At 41.7% G+C, this 17,541-nt stretch carries 13 protein-coding genes; 8 read left to right on the plus strand and 5 right to left on the minus strand.

Annotation, left to right across the window (positions count from 1 at the left end; genetic code table 11):
• Nucleotides 1-381 precede the first annotated feature (381 nt).
• The 3 genes from DABAL43B_RS03140 to DABAL43B_RS03150 all read left to right on the plus strand — a co-directional run bounded on the left by DABAL43B_RS03140 (nt 382) and on the right by DABAL43B_RS03150 (nt 3,235).
• Entirely contained in the window at nt 382-1,455 is a 1,074-nt protein-coding gene (locus tag DABAL43B_RS03140; protein ID WP_079691025.1) for an aspartate carbamoyltransferase catalytic subunit, read from the plus strand.
• Between the two features lie 102 nt (nt 1,456-1,557).
• A complete protein-coding gene (locus tag DABAL43B_RS03145; RefSeq protein WP_413771840.1) occupies nt 1,558-2,739 on the plus strand; it encodes a dihydroorotase in 1,182 nt (393 codons plus the stop codon).
• Nucleotides 2,732-3,235 (plus strand): DUF2127 domain-containing protein, encoded by a 504-nt coding sequence (locus DABAL43B_RS03150; protein WP_227516726.1) that lies wholly within the window; start codon nt 2,732-2,734, stop codon nt 3,233-3,235. The genes DABAL43B_RS03145 and DABAL43B_RS03150 overlap by 8 nt, the downstream gene beginning before the upstream one ends.
• Before the next feature lie 167 nt (nt 3,236-3,402).
• Here the strand turns inward: DABAL43B_RS03150 and DABAL43B_RS03155 are convergent, their stop codons facing one another.
• The 4 genes from DABAL43B_RS03155 to DABAL43B_RS03170 form a co-directional block, all read right to left on the minus strand.
• Entirely contained in the window at nt 3,403-4,680 is a 1,278-nt protein-coding gene (locus DABAL43B_RS03155) for a cation:proton antiporter (RefSeq protein ID WP_079691027.1), read from the minus strand.
• A gap of 151 nt (nt 4,681-4,831) precedes the next feature.
• Nucleotides 4,832-6,469: a DUF2254 domain-containing protein gene (locus DABAL43B_RS03160; protein ID WP_227516727.1), complete on the minus strand. Its 1,638-nt coding sequence runs from the start codon at nt 6,467-6,469 to the stop codon at nt 4,832-4,834.
• 321 nt (nt 6,470-6,790) lie between these two features.
• Entirely contained in the window at nt 6,791-10,027 is a 3,237-nt protein-coding gene (locus DABAL43B_RS03165; RefSeq protein ID WP_319823002.1) for a M66 family metalloprotease, read from the minus strand.
• Between the two features lie 164 nt (nt 10,028-10,191).
• On the minus strand, nt 10,192-11,745 hold the full coding sequence (locus tag DABAL43B_RS03170; protein WP_079691030.1) for a YihY family inner membrane protein: 1,554 nt from the start codon (nt 11,743-11,745) through the stop codon (nt 10,192-10,194).
• A gap of 333 nt (nt 11,746-12,078) precedes the next feature.
• Here DABAL43B_RS03170 and wrbA point away from each other — a divergent pair, with 333 nt between their 5' ends.
• Complete coding sequence (gene wrbA / locus DABAL43B_RS03175) at nt 12,079-12,693, plus strand: NAD(P)H:quinone oxidoreductase (RefSeq protein WP_079691031.1); 615 nt, start codon at nt 12,079-12,081, stop codon at nt 12,691-12,693.
• A gap of 33 nt (nt 12,694-12,726) precedes the next feature.
• A complete protein-coding gene (locus DABAL43B_RS03180; protein WP_079691032.1) occupies nt 12,727-13,200 on the plus strand; it encodes a hypothetical protein in 474 nt (157 codons plus the stop codon).
• Between the two features lie 103 nt (nt 13,201-13,303).
• On the opposite strand, the gene DABAL43B_RS03185 is transcribed toward DABAL43B_RS03180, so the two are convergent.
• Nucleotides 13,304-14,074: a DUF3108 domain-containing protein gene (locus tag DABAL43B_RS03185; RefSeq protein WP_079691033.1), complete on the minus strand. Its 771-nt coding sequence runs from the start codon at nt 14,072-14,074 to the stop codon at nt 13,304-13,306.
• A gap of 556 nt (nt 14,075-14,630) precedes the next feature.
• Between DABAL43B_RS03185 and DABAL43B_RS03190 the strand changes: the two genes are divergently transcribed.
• The 3 genes from DABAL43B_RS03190 to DABAL43B_RS03200 all read left to right on the plus strand — a co-directional run bounded on the left by DABAL43B_RS03190 (nt 14,631) and on the right by DABAL43B_RS03200 (nt 17,498).
• Nucleotides 14,631-14,924 carry a co-chaperone GroES gene (locus tag DABAL43B_RS03190; RefSeq protein WP_041757514.1) on the plus strand — a complete coding sequence of 98 codons (294 nt, stop codon included), beginning with the start codon at nt 14,631-14,633 and terminating at the stop codon, nt 14,922-14,924.
• A 95-nt stretch (nt 14,925-15,019) separates the two neighbouring features.
• The gene (gene groL / locus DABAL43B_RS03195; protein ID WP_079691034.1) at nt 15,020-16,666 is read left to right on the plus strand and encodes a chaperonin GroEL; all 1,647 of its coding nucleotides are present in this window, start codon (nt 15,020-15,022) and stop codon (nt 16,664-16,666) included.
• A 145-nt stretch (nt 16,667-16,811) separates the two neighbouring features.
• Complete coding sequence (locus DABAL43B_RS03200) at nt 16,812-17,498, plus strand: DUF6988 family protein (protein ID WP_079691035.1); 687 nt, start codon at nt 16,812-16,814, stop codon at nt 17,496-17,498.
• Nucleotides 17,499-17,541 lie beyond the last annotated feature (43 nt).

Consider the following 17,541-nt stretch of genomic DNA (forward strand, 5'->3'; position numbering starts at 1 on the left):
TGATAAATGAGATTCAAAGTTAAAGAGCAAGTGAGTGCTTAAGAAGTGTGGGAGTTAGTATTTAATACCCCTAAATCTGGCAAATTATTAAATAGCCTGTACGGCATCTTTGTCCTGACCATAAAATCAGCTACACTATATGTATTATTGTTTATTGATATTTTTGGGAAGCTTATTTTCGATCGTGGTTATTACAGCTTTACTTATATTGCTTAGCAGATGGCTAAGTCTATTTTATAGGGCTGGTGTCATTACGGTAAATTGTAGCAAATAAGCGTCAAAATGTCCTTGTATCTGTGCATATCAGCTATAAATGCTCGAACAAAAATGAATAAATGATTAATATAGACTCATATAAACTCAAAATAAAGACTTACCATTATGTCAAATTCTATCGATAGTAATTCACTACCTCCTATTGCAGCGACTGAGTCTGCAAAATTTGATTCTGACACCATTCATCATAAGCTTAATACCTCGTTAAGTCGTCCGCAGCTTAATAGCGATGGTAGTATTCGTCATTTTTTGGGTGTAGAGGGTCTTAATAAAGCACAGTTGCAGGCAATTATTGCAAAAGCTGAGACGTTTTTTGATGATAATGGGCAACTGATTAACCGTCCTGAGCTTGAAGGCTATACGGTAATGAATTTGTTTTTTGAGCCGTCAACTCGTACACGCACCACTTTTGAGGTAGCAGAAAAGCGTTTGGGTGCCAATGTACTGAATATCGATATTGAGCGCTCTAGCACCAAAAAAGGTGAAAGCTTGCGCGATACGCTGTGGAATTTGCAAGCGATGACGGCAGATATCTTTGTGGTACGGCATTCAGCATCAGGTGCTGCCCATTTTATGGCCACAGAAGTGACACCAGATATTGCTATTATTAATGGCGGTGATGGCTGGCACGCCCATCCGACGCAAGGTATGCTCGATATGTTGACCATTCACCGTGAGGCGCCGCGCCCCTTTGAAGAGCTGTCGGTCGCTATCGTTGGTGATATTAAGCATTCTCGGGTCGCACGCTCTGATATCAGTGCGCTGCAAACTTTAGGTGTTAAAGATATCCGTGTCTGCGCGCCTCGTACCTTATTGCCAAAAGGGATTGAGCGTTTTGGGGTGCAAGTTTATGAAAATATGAATGAATGCGTGACCGACTGTGATGTCATTATGGGATTAAGAATACAAAACGAGCGGATCGGCTCGCCGCTATTGGCATCATCGAGTGAGTATTATAAGCATTATGGTATTACCCCAGAGCGGTTAGCACTGGCCAAACCTGATGCGCTAGTCATGCACCCAGGACCAATGAACCGCGGTGTTGAGATTGCCTCAAGCGTTGCTGATGGCGTGCAATCTGTGATTTTGAAGCAGGTTAATAATGGTATTGCTATTCGTATGGCGGTATTGGCATTGGCAATGGAAGGTCAACGCGCTCATCAAGCAGCTAGTAAATAATATCTGACCTAATATTTTGCTAGCCAATTTTATTCTTATTTATCCCATTTTATTGATACGGTAATAACGCTCATGTCCACTATGATAAACCCTGATGCACCGATACTTGATTGTCTTCCTAAAATATTTAAGGATTCACTACCAAGCGCAGTAACCACTAAACTGACTGCACTTGAAGCTGGACATGAAATGTGGCTGCTGCCACCATTGGTTGATTTGTGCGCCCGCTTACGTGAGCCAGGACAACAACAACATGGCACGTTGGAATCAGAAGGGCGAGCTGCCCGCGCCAATGGTTTTTTGCATGTGGTCATTCCGCCCGATACCAATCCTATCTTGGAAAACGGTTCACTATTAAAAGGTTTACGTGAGCGTGCGCTTGATGATGGCGGCATTTACTTACATATTTTAGGTGCCTTGACCGCAGGGTTAGAGGGCGAACGTCCATCTAACATCGCTGGATTAAAAAAAGGTGGCTGTATTGCCGTCTCTAATGCTCGTCGACCTTTTCGCAATGATTTAGTGCTCTTACGTACCCTCGAGTATGCCGCGACTTTTGGCATGAAAGTCTTCTTTTATCCTGATGAGCCCAGTTTGTCTGGAGATGGGGTTGCGCATGAAGGCTACATCGCCTCCTATCATGGGCTACAAGGTATTCCATGGATTGCTGAAACGGTCGCTTTATCTACCCAGTTATTAATGGTTGAAGAAACCGGTATTGCTGCTCACTTTAGTCAGTTATCGTGTAAGTCTTCAATCGAGCTGATGCGCTGGGCAAAAAATAAAAAACTGCCAGTGACTTGTGATGTGGCCATGCATCAGCTGTATTTAACCGATGATAATTTGGAAGGCTTTAATTCTATGGCCTATGTACTGCCGCCATTGCGTAGTAATACCGATCAAAAAGCGCTACTTCGCGGTTTAAAAGACGGCACCATTGATGCGATTTGTAGTCATCATGAGCCATTGAACAGTACGGCTAAAAAAGCACCGTTTGAAGAAAGTACACCAGGTATTTCAAACTTTGATACTTTTATGGCGCTGGCGTGTCAATTGGTACGTGATGAGGTGCTGACATTAGAGCAATTGGTCGATAAAATCTGTCTTAATCCTGCAAAAATTGCCGGTATTAGCGAGCAATATGAAAATATCGGTGGCGCTGTGTTGGTTGATCCTAATTTAGAGTGGCAAGTGACCGCGGAAACGATGCAATCTAGTGGTAAAAATACCCCTTTCTTTAATCAGCAGCTGCAAGGGCGCGTTGTGGAGACTTTCTTTGGTTAACTGGTCTGGTCAGGACGATAATCAGCGACATAAAAAGAGCGAGTCTAGCGAATCTATTAAAGCCGTTGCGATCTATGAGGTTGTTAAAGGTATCGGTGCGCTGTTAGGGGCTATTGCATTATGGCAGTGGCATAAAGATATGGAGCAATGGTTGTCAACGGCCACCCATTCTTGGCGACAGTACTTTGGTCAACTGCTCGCTCCACAAGTTGATAGCGCGGTACAGATCGCACAGCAAGCCAGTAAAAACTGGACAGTGTTTCTATTAATAATATTTGCTTATGCCAGTCTGCGCTTCATTGAAGCATATGGATTGTGGCAAGATAAGACTTGGGCCTATTGGTTTGGCGTCATAGGCTATGGAATATTTATTCCTATCGAACTGTATTATCTGATTGTCAGCCCGTTCGACTGGTTTAAACTGGGTATTTTAGCTCTTAATATCATTATTGTCATTGTGGTTTATCGTAATATGAAGCGTAAAGGCTTGATATAACAGTACTTTCCGATACGAGCTTTTGCTAAATAATGAGTTTTTACTAAATAATATTGCTTTGACCATAATAATAAAAGCCAGCATAAAGAGATTATCTTTAGTGCTGGCTTCTTATTAGTTGAAATCACTGTGTGTTTTTCGACTTAAAGTACAATGTTATTATTTTTCTAAACGTCCAATGCTTTTTTATTAACAGGAGAAATAGTTTTGGCTACTTTACCGACACTCAAACCTTGAATTAAGATAGAGAACACTACTACAGCGTAAGTTAATGCTAGTAAAACATCGCGCTCAGTTCCTGTAGGCAGCTGTAGTACTAATGCGACAGATATACCACCGCGCAGACCACCCCACGTTAATACTTTCCAAGCGCCTACTGGTAGATTAAGTTGGTGTCTAAAAATTCTAGTGGTCATGCCTACCACGATCAGCCGAGCAAGTAGGGCAATGATAATAGTCAAGCCTGCGGCAATAAATAAATTACCAGAATAGGCAATTATCACTACTTCTAAACCAATTAAAACAAACAAAATCGCGTTTAAAATCTCATCAATTAATTCCCAAAATAGATCAATATAGTGACGCGTCTTATCACTCATCGCTAATTCTCGCCCGCGATTACCGACCATCAGCCCCATCATCACCATTGCCAAAGGTCCTGATAGATGCCAATGGCTGGCAAGTGCATAGCCACCTATCACGCCTGCAAGTGTTAATAACACTTCTTCTTGATAGCTATCGATACTTTTGAGCATATAATATAAGATTGCCCCAAGTACCAAGCCAAAGATAATACCGCCACCAGCTTCAACTGCCAGCGTATGCGCCACATAATTTACAGTTGGAATATCACCGCTAGATAAAATCCCGAGCAGTATCACAAAAATAACGACGCCAATACCATCATTAAATAACGACTCACCAGCGATAACGGTTTCAATACTTTTGGGTGCGCCTGCTGATGCCAAAATGCCCATCACGGCAATGGGGTCGGTCGGTGATATCAAGGCACCAAATAATAAACACCAAATAAATGGCAGAGCGAACCCTAAAAGCGGTAGCATAAAATAAATGGCGGTGGCAATGAGTACTGCTGATATGACAGTACCCAAACAAGCAAGGATACCAATGGGTAGCTTATAACGCTTTAAGTCACCAATATTGACATGTAAGGCACCGGCAAATAGTAGCATCGAGAGCATGCCATCGAGTAATACTTCGGTAAAATCAAGCTGGTTTAATAAGCTGATCTCATAATCAATTAGCTGATCAAAGCCTAAAAACCCTAAAAATATCGCCCCAATAGATAATAATATAGAGATGACCATGACACCGATAGTGGTCGGTAGACCAATAAAGCGATGATTCACATAAGTCAGTAGGGCAGTGATAGATAAAAAGATAGCACTGATTTCAAGTATAGTCAGACTGGTTGCAGATGCCATAAAAAAAGTCTCAGATGAATATAAAAATGATTCTAACCCTAAAATCTGTAAGGGTTAGACAAAATGTTAGTTTTGTTGTTTGTCTGGTTTTTATATTGTCTACGATTAATATTGATATGAATAACAAAAAATTCCTATAAATAATAAAATTTTATCTTGATTGCCTCTGTAGTGTTTTATTAATTTGCGCATCAAACTGACTAATATATTCAAAATGTTGATGCTTAGCATTATTACTATGAATAAATTGCCTCGCTTCATTAGACATTGCTTTGAGATCTGTTATTAACTCTTCATAGCTCAGGTTTTCTTCTCCTGCGCGTTCAATCAGTGTGAGCTCATGTAATAGCGTTTGCTGCTGAGCGTTATTCACACAAGCGTAATTAAGATCGGTCATAGCCTGACATAATGCCTTTAATACCATTAAATCAGCCGTTGCATAACGCCGTATCTCACCAAGAGAGGTATCGATAAAGGCAGCTATCGTAGGATTTTTAGTAACCACAGCCAATATTGCTACTCGCTGCTGATTGACTAGAATGTCAGATTTCTCTTGGTTATTTCTATCGCTGTCATTCTGGTCGTGAGGCGGTGTGTAAAAATGATAAGGGCTTGGAGGCTGACGTTGAAACATGACACTCAAGCACGTGGTCAATGATTGGACACAATTGACCGCCGTTTTTGGATCATTTATACCAGGAGATAACGCCCGCACTGCGACTTCAGTGACTTGCCCTAAACTATAAGCGATATCATTAGAGTGCACAGACTGGCTTTCAAGATGGATACAAGTATTGAGTCGCTGCCAAAATAGCCCATCTGGCGCGCGTGGAATAATAGCTAAGCCAGAGGTTTTGGTTTTTTGTAGATGACTGTCATGATCGGCAGGATGCTGATAAAAATGTCCGATGACATTCTTATCGGTAACAAATTGACCCAAGCTGGTATGTAGCTGTACTACACCGCCATAATCTTGCGCCAAAGTAATCAGCGACTCTATATAAATTTGCTGTAGATAACCTGAGCTTGGCGCGATGATAGCGGTTGCTGTCCAAGATTGGAAATGCTCAACATCATGATGCGTCACATCACGTTGATGCTGAATCTCACAGCTGTCCTTGTACCAGTAATGAATATTTCTAAGCGCCTCATTACTGGCACCGTGAATGACATGCGATGCCTGTATAGCATGTACCATATGCTGGACAAAATAAACCAATAACAAGGCACAAATGATGGCCATGATAATAGCAAAGGTTACCGATAATTGCGGTACACCAAAAGCCACATCATATTTATGAATAGATTTTAAAACCAATAAGCTGTAACTAAAAGTACCAATAAATGCGCCCAGTACGAACTGGTTTGGCGTATCGGTCAGAAAGTTACGTAGCAGCCGTGGACCAAACTGCGATGAGGCCATCGATAAGACGGCAATAGTAATTGAAAAGGTCGTTCCTGCGACCCCAAGTACTGCGCCTGCAATCGCGGTCATAATCGCACGTGCGGCCTGATCGTCGCCAGTAAATGCAAAGCTGATCTCTCTGACTGTTTCACGATCAAAATGTTCATCAATGGTAACGAGTATGGGCGCAAGTAAGATGCCTACCAGCACACAAGCTGTTGGAATAAACCAATAAGAGCCAAGCAATTGCTGCCATAAGTTTTTTAGGCGCTCAGGTAAATTGGTTAGATTTTGTAGTGACCATAGCTGTAGAAACTGCCTAAGTCTGTGCTTAACTGCCGTTAGAATCTGTTTAAGCAGGCTTGTTTTGGGGTCTTTGCTCAACGTTGTCAGCTCCAAAATTCATACTACTGTCTTACTTCGATGCCAATCAGAAAAATAATAATACTCTTGGCACAACAAAAGCGCTTAAAAGTAAATTACCTTATCATATAGAGTTACGCTATCAAAAATTTAATAAAAAAATAAGCCCCTATTAATAGGAGCTTGTTTTTAGCATTATAAAGTTTTAATAATGGAGGATTTTAATGATGGAAAGCTCTAATAGTAAGTAATAGTATCAAACTCGAATTCTGAGTTAACACCGTTCATTACTGATTCCAGCCATTATTACCATCGTAAGCCGTCAAGCTTCCGTGTTATCTATTAACTGACCAAATTGTCAATCCAAGTGCTTATCGCGGTGCTTACTTTTGCTAGTACTGACGGCTCTTCTGTAGTGTCCATACTTAATGACCGTGTTTGCAAATTATCCGTCGTTACTGGTTGTTTTTGTAGACTATCTACGATTAACGGTAGATTGTTACCAGCTGTCGCTAAGATAAAGCTTGGGTTTTTGGTCAGCGTCGTCCATTTCTGATTCCATCCACCATTACAGTTGTAAGTAATTAAGCTCCCGCGGTTATCTACTAAATGACCCGTTCGTAAATCAAAGCATTTGTTGCCTTGTTTGATTTGGTTGGTACCGTTCATCTCCCAAACTTGCGCTGGTGAGTCCAAGCTACAAGCGCCCAAATTTACCCAAGAACCTTGTTCCGTCAAACACTGATCCAATGCCATTTTACTATGGATTTTACCCTTAAGATCGTAAACCCACTGTTCAGAGTCATCACCAGTACAGCCACTTTCTCCACTAATAAAGCTATTTAACTTACCATTTTCTAGTTTTTCAACTTTTAGACAGTTGTTGCCGTTACGTATAGTAGCAACATTTTCTAAAGGGTTGTCATCCTGTAGATCTAACCATTTCACAAACTGCTGAAATTCGCTGAGTGCTTCAGGCTCTTTCTTGCTTAAATCAGTACGATACACATTGACCCAACGGTTTAAGCGGTAGATGGTTTCTTGTTGCTTTTCATAACGCTCTAATGTTTCCAATGCTTGCGGGCTGAGCTCATCACGATACTCTTTATAAGAATCATATAATAATTTACCATTGGTATTCAAAACAACCGTCGGATTTTCTGCTTGGGCGATGAGCTGCTGTTCTAAGCCCGGTAACTCTACCTTTCTTAGTGCCGTATAGCCATGTTCTTTACCAAAGGTAACCGCTGGTCTGATAGGGTCGCTATATTGACGAATATCAATTGTCGATAGCTGTACTTGTGCTTCATTGGCCTTTTTACAGTACAAATCCACTTTTTTCGGATCTTCAGCAATCGCTAAATTGACATGGAATTTATTGGCATTGCCATTCATGCGATTAGGGGACAAGGCAATATTATTAACCGTGCTATTACTATAAGTGACGCTCAACCAGCAGCTTGCCGCTTCTAGCGAGTTATTTGGCGTAGGTAAATCAAAAACATTACCCCAGTTACCGCGTGCCTCAGGATAAATGATCCCTTTTTGCGCCACAGGATCATAACCGCCTAAGATGGTGAAAACCGGCACACCTTGTAAGCGTGGTTTTAAGTAATTACCGTCGGCACTGTTGTACCAAACATTACCAGATCTCGGTACTTTAGGCTGGATTACTTCCATCTTTCGAAGTTCGGCATTCCATTTTTTATAACCTGTCGGTGAACTCGTATCAAATACTGCTTTATCAAATGCTGGTTGTATTTTTATTTTGGTACTGTAGCCGGTGTAATGGGTGTAGTCTGAATAAGCGCCACTCTGTGAGCCGCCAGACATCGCGTCACGGCCGTAGCCATAGGTGGCTAAGAAAAGAGGTTTGCCACTGAGACCATCACCTTCGACTTGTCGCGGCCAGTCTAAGTTACCGCGCATTTTGTTTCTAAAACCATTATAGCCCCAGCCGCTGTCGGCATGATGCTCGGCCCAGAAATAATCGCCGCCCGATGCACCAGGGTAATGGCCTAAGCCATAATGATGGCCGATTTCATGACTAAACTCATTCCTGACCGAATCGATAATGGTCAGCATGCCATTACCACCACTTAAGCCGTGGTTATGTTCGCCATTGGCATATTTACCGCGGGCATGGTGCGCATTGACGTTTTGAGTCAGCTGTGGCTGTTCTTGGCTGTGTAGCGATGCGCTAGTCACGCCCCAATTGGCTAAGTTTATGCCGACACCAAAGGTTGCTTTTGCGGTATTTTCACGCATATCACCATTATACATGCCACCGTCTGAGCTACTCACCGAATCATAAATGGTGCCATTGCCCACCATCACTTGATCAAGCTTCATGTCATCATATACAGCAACGGTCATTTGTGCCGCTGGAATGGTTTGGAAGTAGTCTGAACCGGCTCTTTCTGGGTCACGTAACATGTAGTGACCCCAAGATTGAGGCGGAGCAGTTAACATACCTAAACGGATATTGGTTAATACCAGCTCGCCAGGTGCAGCAAAGTCTATTTTATCTTCTAATAAATCACCGCTACGCTTCTTCTCATCCACAATGCGGATTTTAAGACCACCTTCTACCTCATTCCATTTGAGTTTGGTCGACCATGCGCGATTACTGTAAGAGACGCGAGGACGTTTGTCAGTATTGGTCTGATCAGTGGCTGGGATTCTAGTCGGATCGGCTAAGTTGACGCTGCGTAATAAAGCTCCATCTTTATAGATCTCTGCCACAAGATTATTAACGTCACCCATCTCAGGAGTAGGGGTCACTAATAACAGCGCTTCTTTTTCTGCCGTCAGGCGCGGCATGTTTTTTGCTTCATTGCCCTGCGGATCAACAGTATGATTCTGGCCAAACTGAATCATCGCTTGGAAAGTGCCGACTAAATCTGGACGGATATCTCGAATCGTTCCTGCTCTGCCAGCGTGGTCAAAAAACCCTAATAAATAGGCATCAGCGATATCTTTCTTTGGCTCTGGATATTTGAGTTTTGTACCTGGCCCGATTGGCGTCGAGGGAATACTCGGTATACTTGGTCCAATTGGTGTTGAAGGAATACTTGGTGTACTTGGTCCAATGGGTGTTGAAGGAATACTTGGTGTACTTGGTCCAATTGGTGTTGAAGGAATACTTGGTATACTTGGTCCAATTGGTGTTGAAGGAATACTTGGTGTACTTGGCCCAATTGGTGTTGAAGGAATACTTGGTGTACTCGGTCCAATTGGTGTTGAAGGAACAGTTGTCACAGGCGGGTTAACAGGCGGGTTAACAGGCGGGTTAACAGGCGGGTTAACAGGTGGAGTCACTGGTGGAGTCACTGGTGGAGTCACTGGTGGAGTCACTGGTGGAGTCACTGGTGGAGTCACTGGTGGAGTCACTGGTGGAGTCACTGGCGGAGTCACTGGCGGAGTCGTACCCGGTGGTGGAGTCACTGCTGGCGGGGTAGTTCCAGGCTGATTAATTGCTGGCGGGATATGATCAGTTTCTTCACCACAAGCGGAAAGCATGATAGCCATGATACCAATACTTAATGCTTTTACTGGAAATGCTATTATTGTTTTCAACTAAAGCCCCTCATTAATATAATGAGAGGCAATATAACAGTTATGTTAGTATTATGTACGAAATTTGTTCTATTTATAACAATAAGTTTTCCTTATTGGTTGTCATAGAAATGTTTGATTATAAGTTAATTAAAAAATCTCATCCGTTCTTACTCTTATAGCACTCAGTTAGATGTCGGATTGTCTGCTTCAGTAATAATATCGCCTCTATTGCCCGCTTTACTGGCATCTGCACGAGCTTTATCACTAATAGTATCTTTAGGAATGATAATTTCATTGTTATGCTCATCGCATTCTATACCGCTGTCCTTATCATAAGCGACAGGGTCAAAGCGTGGTATCTCATCGTTAATACCTGAATCTTCTTGAGATAAGCGACTAGAGGTAGCAGCGCTAGATCTCCTAAAGAGTTTGGCTTTATTGTTTTTAGAATTTTCGTCTTTATCATTAGCAGATTTTTTGCGCGGCTCACTGTGGGCAAAGATAGCATTTAGCGGCACATCCAATTGTTCTCGAGCATAAGCTTCCGTATTTTCAAAACGATTTACCAATAGGCTTAGCCAAGGTTTTTGGTCCTCTGGACTCATCTCATCAAGCTCATCTTTGATGGGTAATGGATAAGGTAGCGTACGATAAAAATCCCATAACGTCATTTTACTCAAATCTTTTTTGAGCACATAATCATCCTCTTCTGTCATGGTGATTAAATTACTGTCTTGTAGATAATTGATATAGGTATACCACTTTGGTAGCTCTTTACGCCCCAATACATTACGCAGCGCTTGTTCGCTAACGGCTTCACCTTTTAAATGATGGGTATAAACTAAATTTAACATATCGAGTAAACTTAGTAGTGGATGGCGTGGGTAGACTTCTTCCGTCTCAAAAATAGTCAAGGTATAGCTAATCTCAACCCCTAATAGGATTAGATTCCATGACAGATATATCCATAATAAGAAAATCGGTAATGCAGCAAATGCGCCATAAATGGCTTCATAGCTGGTAAAGTTCGCCATCACCGTACCAAAAAGATGCTTCATCAGCTCAAAGACAATCGCCACAAAAACACCAGCAATCGCGGCATTTTTTACAGGTACACGCGCTTTTGGGATAAACCAATACATACTAATAAAACCAGCGATCGTCACTCCAACTGATACTATCTGTACCCAAAACGACCAATCGATACCATAGCCAGCAATTTGACGATTTAAGAGGCTCAGGCTTTGTACGGCACTAGAGGCGATAAATGCCGTACCCAATACTAGCGGTCCCAGCGTGACGATTGTCCAATAGCGCAGCATGCTTTTCATGCCACCAGAGCGATTTTCTACCCGCCAGATTTGGTTAAAAGCGCGCTCAATAGTCGTCAAAGTCATAATGGTCGTAAAAAACAATACCATCGCCCCAATGATGGTTAGGTTTGATGATTTTTCAGCGAAGTTATTGATATATTTACTGACCTGCAAGCTCGATTGTGGCAGCAAGTTACTGTAAATGACTTCGTAAATCTGTGCTCTGACAGAAGATAGCGCCGGTACTGAAGACAAAATCATCAATAGCACCGTTAAGATAGGCACAATCGACAATAAGGTCGTATAGGTCAATGATGCGGCTTTTTGCTGGCAGTTGTCTTCAAAAAAGTGCCGAGTTAAAAAGCGTAGGAACTGAAACCAACGTTGATGTAAAAAGGGTATTTTTTTTAGTAAGTTTTCCATAACGACCATTTAGCAGAAATAATAGAGTGCGAATAGTGTAACAAAAATGGCCTGTCTGAATCTGCGGGTTAATTGTGTCAAAATGCATAATAGCGTTTTGAGGCTTAATGATCTTTGAGGTTTAAGTATCATAATGTCGCTGATGAAAATGTTAGACAAAGCAGTTATATCGCCTAATAGATTTAATGAGTGACTACGCCGAGTGTGAGGGTTTGTTTGCATGTCAGTGAATGACTCGGGCATAATGTACACATCTATTCATCATGCCAATCATTTTATAATAATTACGATTCGCTATATTACTGTTAACGATTTTATAAGGAAGTTTTGCTAATGAGTCAGACCGCCCCTTATGTTTTGGTGCTCTATTATTCAAATTACGGTACGACTAAGACATTAGCATATGCTATCGCTCAGGGTATTGAAGAGGCGGGCATGACCGCGCGCATTCGCACGGTACCGACAGTAGCGCCTGAGACCACATCGAGTAAGCCTGCGATACCAGATGAAGGTGATCTGTATTGCACCATGGAAGATCTAAAAGATTGCGTGGGTCTTGCGCTTGGTAGTCCAACGCACTTTGGTAATATGGCCGCGCCCATGAAGTATTTTTGGGATAATACCGTCACGCTATGGCTCGCTGGTAATCTACAAAATAAACCAGCAGCGGTATTTACTGCAACTGGTTCAATGCATGGCGGGCAGGAGACGACGTTGCTGACGATGATGATGCCATTGCTGCATCATGGCATGCTGATTGTGGGTGTGCCTTATGCAGAGCCAGCATTAAATCGTACCCATCGTGGTGGCTCGCCTTATGGGGCAAGTCATGTCAGCGGTGCGTCACATGATCAGCCTGTGTCCGCTGATGAACGTGAACTGGCTATTGCTCAAGGGCGCCGTTTAGCGATTAGTGCCAAAGCTTTAGCACAAGCAAACTGGCGCTAAGCGGTTTTATTGACAAGGAAACATAGCTCTCTAATGCCAAATACTTCTGATCGTTCCAATCAAACACCTACTGCAAAGGCTGGTAAAACTATTAAACCTAGTAAGCCTATTACGCCCATCCGTCAGCGCTTGATGGTGACTTGGCTGGCTTGGCTAACCTTTAGATTGCTTGCTTTGCCTATTTTGATTAATGTCTTTAATATCAGTAGCCCTGACATTGTCGGCGGTATCGCATGGCAAGCGCTATGGCTAGTACCGGCATTTGTCTTAACACCGTCGATACTGCGCGGACGTTCGCCCTATGCATTGTTAATAGACAGCATGTTTACTTTGGTATATTTAGGGGCAAGTGGGGTCGTATTATTCACACGTGCTTACGGTAGTAGCTGGGCAGAAATTGCCGTCTATTTCATTGATTTTGTATTATTATTTGCGATTAACGTCTGGTTGTTTATTTTATTAAAGCGCCTGCCTTCGATGAATAATGTCGTCAAGCAACCGCGCTAGCGGCTCGATTAATTCCATTTTTATCAGTTTAACCACAAAAAATCGGCGCTCTATTTGGAGCGCCGATTTTTTGTGGTGATATTATTTTTTAGAAATACTTTTATTAATTAACCTTCGTTAATTCTAAGTCCATCTTTTTACCGTCGTTAATTTGGCTTACTTTTACGGGTAAGTAATCTAAGCTTGGTGCCAACCAAAAGCTGGTCGAGCGACTATTGTCATCATGGATACGGTCGACACGTACCGTATCAAAGGTACCAGCAGGAACTGTTATCTTGGTATTACCAGATTTTTTAAAGGGTGTTTTTTCTATCTTATCGTGTTTTGCCATGTAGTAATTGCCAGAGAATTTACCATTTAATAAGTCTTGGCGAATTTGCACCTCAAGACTTAAATCGTCAAAGGCTTGTTGTGCCATCGTCATGGTTGTTGACTTGCCTCTATAGTTACTCACGACTTTTTTGCTACTGGGATTGAAATCCAGCTTATGCGTACGACCGATGCCCAGTAGTTTATAAGTGGTACTGGCTTGGGTTGGAATAACGGCGTTACCGTTGACAGTGAAGGTACTATGTTGTGCAGCACTTGCCACACCAGCGACCCGTGCATTGACATCATATTTCCAAGTATTGCCTGATTTGTTCAATGTACGCGTGGCAGTACCTTTATATTTATCCTCAACCGTAAAGCTATAGTTTGCGCTTGAAGGCTGAATATTCTTTGCGCTAGCAAGGGTAGGTGCGGTCATACTCAAAGCTCCGATAGCCGCTATGCTGGCTCCAGTGGTCAACATGGTTAAAAATTTAGACTTAGCATTTCTTTTGTCATTATAATTGGTTATTAATGGTTTTTTATTCATAGATGAAAAACTCATGGATATTCCTTAATAGATTGATATCAGATAGCTTAATAAGTCGATTCTATACTTAGGGTGATTCGATATTACTGCTAACTATTATTGGATTCACAATGCCTATAATGGTCATACTCTGTTACATTTTCAAGAGTAGAGATACATGCTGACGTTTGGCTCTTGTAGCCGATGTTACTATTATAGCTGCTGCTAGGACTATGAGTAACTTGCTGTAAACCTAGTAAGAATAGGCGAATAAAACAACGATTGATTCTACTAAATATCGCAATCATTTAATGCTTTTATGGTAATCCACGGCTTTATATTAACGCTTTTATTTCAGAGCGCTTTAGCGATTCGCTATTACTTATCGATAAACGCTGCATTAATTAAGAAATTCTTGTAAATTTTTGGGCTTTACACTTGAAGCCCACTGTCCATGCCCCCACTTTTTGAAACAAGCTCAACGCTTATCCTTATTATGCTGTTTTTGAAAAATGGCATTTGCAGATAGAGGTATTGAGACAATCAAACCAAATAAATTCTTAATTTAATTAACCAACTTATTGGAGACATATTGATGAATATTCGTCCTTTACATGATCGTATTGTTGTCCGCCGCATAGAAGAAGAAACAAAAACGGCTGGTGGTATCTTGCTTCCTGGTTCTGCTCAAGAAAAGCCTTCACAAGGTGAAGTGCTAGCAACTGGTAACGGTCAGATTCGTGACAACGGCGAAACTCGCGCGTTAGATGTAAAAACTGGCGACAAAGTCTTGTTCGGTCAATATGCTGGTCAAACCGTGAAAGTTGACGGCGAAGAACTACTTATTATGAAAGAATCTGATGTATTGGGTGTGTTAGAAGGCTAGTCCTTTTTGAGTGTTTTTATACTCAGCGCATTTTTGACAATATCATTGAAACATTTAATTGCATTCTCATACTTATCATAGTGGAGTAATTTAACATGGCAAAAGACGTAAAATTCGGCATTGATGCCCGTAAACAAATGATGGATGGCGTGAACATCCTAGCAAATGCAGTAAAAGTTACTTTAGGCCCTAAAGGTCGTAACGTCGTTATCGATAAATCTTTTGGCGCACCAACCATTACTAAAGATGGTGTTTCGGTTGCTAAAGAAATCGAGCTTGAAAACAAATTTGAAAACATGGGCGCTCAATTGGTCCGTGAAGTTGCAAGCCGCACCAACGATGTTGCTGGTGATGGTACGACGACTGCTACTGTATTGGCTCAGTCAATCTTGCAAGAAGGCATGAAATCAGTTGCCGCTGGCATGAACCCAATGGATCTTAAACGCGGTATTGATAAAGCCGTGCGTGCTGCTGTTGAGCAAATTCATTTGCTATCAACGCCAGCTGATGATTCAAAAGCGATTGCTCAAGTTGGTTCTATCTCTGCCAACTCAGACACCAAAATTGGTGAATTGATTGCCCAAGCGATGGAAAAAGTCGGTAAGCAAGGCGTGATTACGGTTGAAGAGGGTTCAAGCTTTGAAGATACCTTAGAAGTAGTCGAAGGTATGCAGTTTGATCGTGGTTATATCAGCCCGTACTTTGCTAATAAGCAAGACAGCTTAACGGCTGAGTTTGAAAACCCGTACATCTTGCTTGTTGATAAAAAAATCAGCAATATTCGTGAAATCGTACCATTACTTGAGCAAGTAATGCAGCAAAGCAAGCCTTTATTGATTATTGCTGAAGACGTAGAAAACGAAGCATTAGCAACCTTGGTTGTTAACAACATGCGTGGCGGCTTAAAAACTTGCGCCGTTAAAGCACCAGGTTTCGGCGATCGTCGTAAAGCCATGCTAGAAGATATCGCAACATTGACTGGCGGTACCGTTATCTCTGAAGAGATTGGTCTGAGTCTCGAGACTGCGACCCTAGAGCAATTGGGTACAGCTAAAAAAGTCACTATCGGTAAAGAAAATACGGTAATCGTTGATGGCGCTGGTAACACCGCTGATATCGAAAATCGTGTTGAATCTATCCGTCGTCAAGTTGAAGAATCAACGTCTGACTACGATAAAGAAAAGCTTCAAGAGCGTATGGCTAAACTGGCTGGCGGCGTTGCCGTTATCAAAGTTGGCGCTGCGACTGAAACTGAAATGAAAGAGAAAAAAGATCGCGTTGATGATGCGCTACATGCCACTCGTGCAGCGGTTGAAGAAGGCGTTGTCCCTGGTGGCGGTGTAGCCTTGGTTCGTGCAATGAATGCATTGTCTGAACTACGTGGCGATAATGACGACCAAAACGCTGGTATCAATATTCTACGTCGCGCAATGGAATCACCATTACGTCAAATCGTTACCAACTCAGGCGAAGAAGCTTCAGTGGTCGTTAACGAAGTGAAAAGCGGTAGCGGTAACTATGGTTACAACGCTGCCTCTGGTGAATATGGCGATATGTTGGCTATGGGTATTCTTGATCCAGCCAAAGTAGCACGTTCAGCACTAGAAAATGCGGCATCTGTTGCAGGTCTTATGCTAACGACCGAAGTCATGATTACTGATTTACCGCAAGGTGATGATGGTATGTCTGGCATGGGCGGCGGTGGAATGGGCGGTATGGGTGGAATGGGCGGCATGATGTAATCAGTTCCTTTACCTGTATTTGCTTTAAATAATAAAAAGCCCTAACTCATTGAGTTAGGGCTTTTTTTAATATGCTTTACAATAGCTTAGTTAAACACTCTAAATTATAATGAATCTAAATACGTATTTATATAAAGAGATAATTATGCAAACCACTTTTAATGAGTTTTGTTCGAAATCTTTTGAATTCCGTGAAGCACTATTAAGAGAAACTAAGATTATTTCGACAGCTGCAGAACTTAAACACAAAGATATAGCTACTCTAATTTTGGCTGATATATCTTCAGAGCATGGTCATGCAATTCATATTTTAGCGAAGAACCTTTGTAGCATTTCAGCTAGTAGCTTATTACGCTTACAATTTGAATCGCTATTAAGAGCAAAGTGGCTATACTGGGTCGCTTCTGATGAGGTTATAGAAAGGTTTAATAAACCTTTAACAGAGCAGAATGTAAAGCAATCAGAAAAACGCATACCTACAATTAATATTATTTTATCGGAGCTTGAGCTTAAAGTAGAAGAAGGTAAGGTTCCTAAAAAAGCACTAATGCTAATGCAAGAGTTTAAAAATATGGCGTTAAAAGCCTCTAATTCTTATGTCCATAGTGGGATGCATGCATTTTCTAGAAGAAAAGATGGATTTCCAGAACCATTAATGATTCAGATTCTACAGAACTCTAATGGATTAGAAGCTTTAAAAGCAATGTTACTTGCAACATTAATTCAATCTAATGAAATAATGCAGGAAGTGCTTAATCTTCAATATATTTATTTAGATTGTTTACCCATGCATACACCGGAAATCATGGATAGGTTCTACGGTATATCATAATAAAAGCCTAAAAAATCAAGTCGCATTAACGTGTTAGAAGAAC

Source organism: Psychrobacter sp. DAB_AL43B (genome assembly GCF_900168255.1).
Taxonomy (GTDB): Bacteria; Pseudomonadota; Gammaproteobacteria; order Pseudomonadales; family Moraxellaceae; genus Psychrobacter.

Bases quoted from the DNA above. Each gene is read 5' to 3' on its own strand.
- DABAL43B_RS03140 (WP_079691025.1), top strand. From the start codon at position 382: ATGTCAAATTCTATCGATAGTAATTCACTACCTCCTATTGCAGCGACT.
- DABAL43B_RS03155 (WP_079691027.1), bottom strand. From the start codon at position 4,680: ATGGCATCTGCAACCAGTCTGACTATACTTGAAATCAGTGCTATCTTT.
- DABAL43B_RS03170 (WP_079691030.1), bottom strand. From the start codon at position 11,745: ATGGAAAACTTACTAAAAAAAATACCCTTTTTACATCAACGTTGGTTT.
- wrbA (WP_079691031.1), top strand. From the start codon at position 12,079: ATGAGTCAGACCGCCCCTTATGTTTTGGTGCTCTATTATTCAAATTAC.
- DABAL43B_RS03180 (WP_079691032.1), top strand. From the start codon at position 12,727: ATGCCAAATACTTCTGATCGTTCCAATCAAACACCTACTGCAAAGGCT.
- DABAL43B_RS03185 (WP_079691033.1), bottom strand. From the start codon at position 14,074: ATGAGTTTTTCATCTATGAATAAAAAACCATTAATAACCAATTATAAT.
- groL (WP_079691034.1), top strand. From the start codon at position 15,020: ATGGCAAAAGACGTAAAATTCGGCATTGATGCCCGTAAACAAATGATG.
- DABAL43B_RS03200 (WP_079691035.1), top strand. From the start codon at position 16,812: ATGCAAACCACTTTTAATGAGTTTTGTTCGAAATCTTTTGAATTCCGT.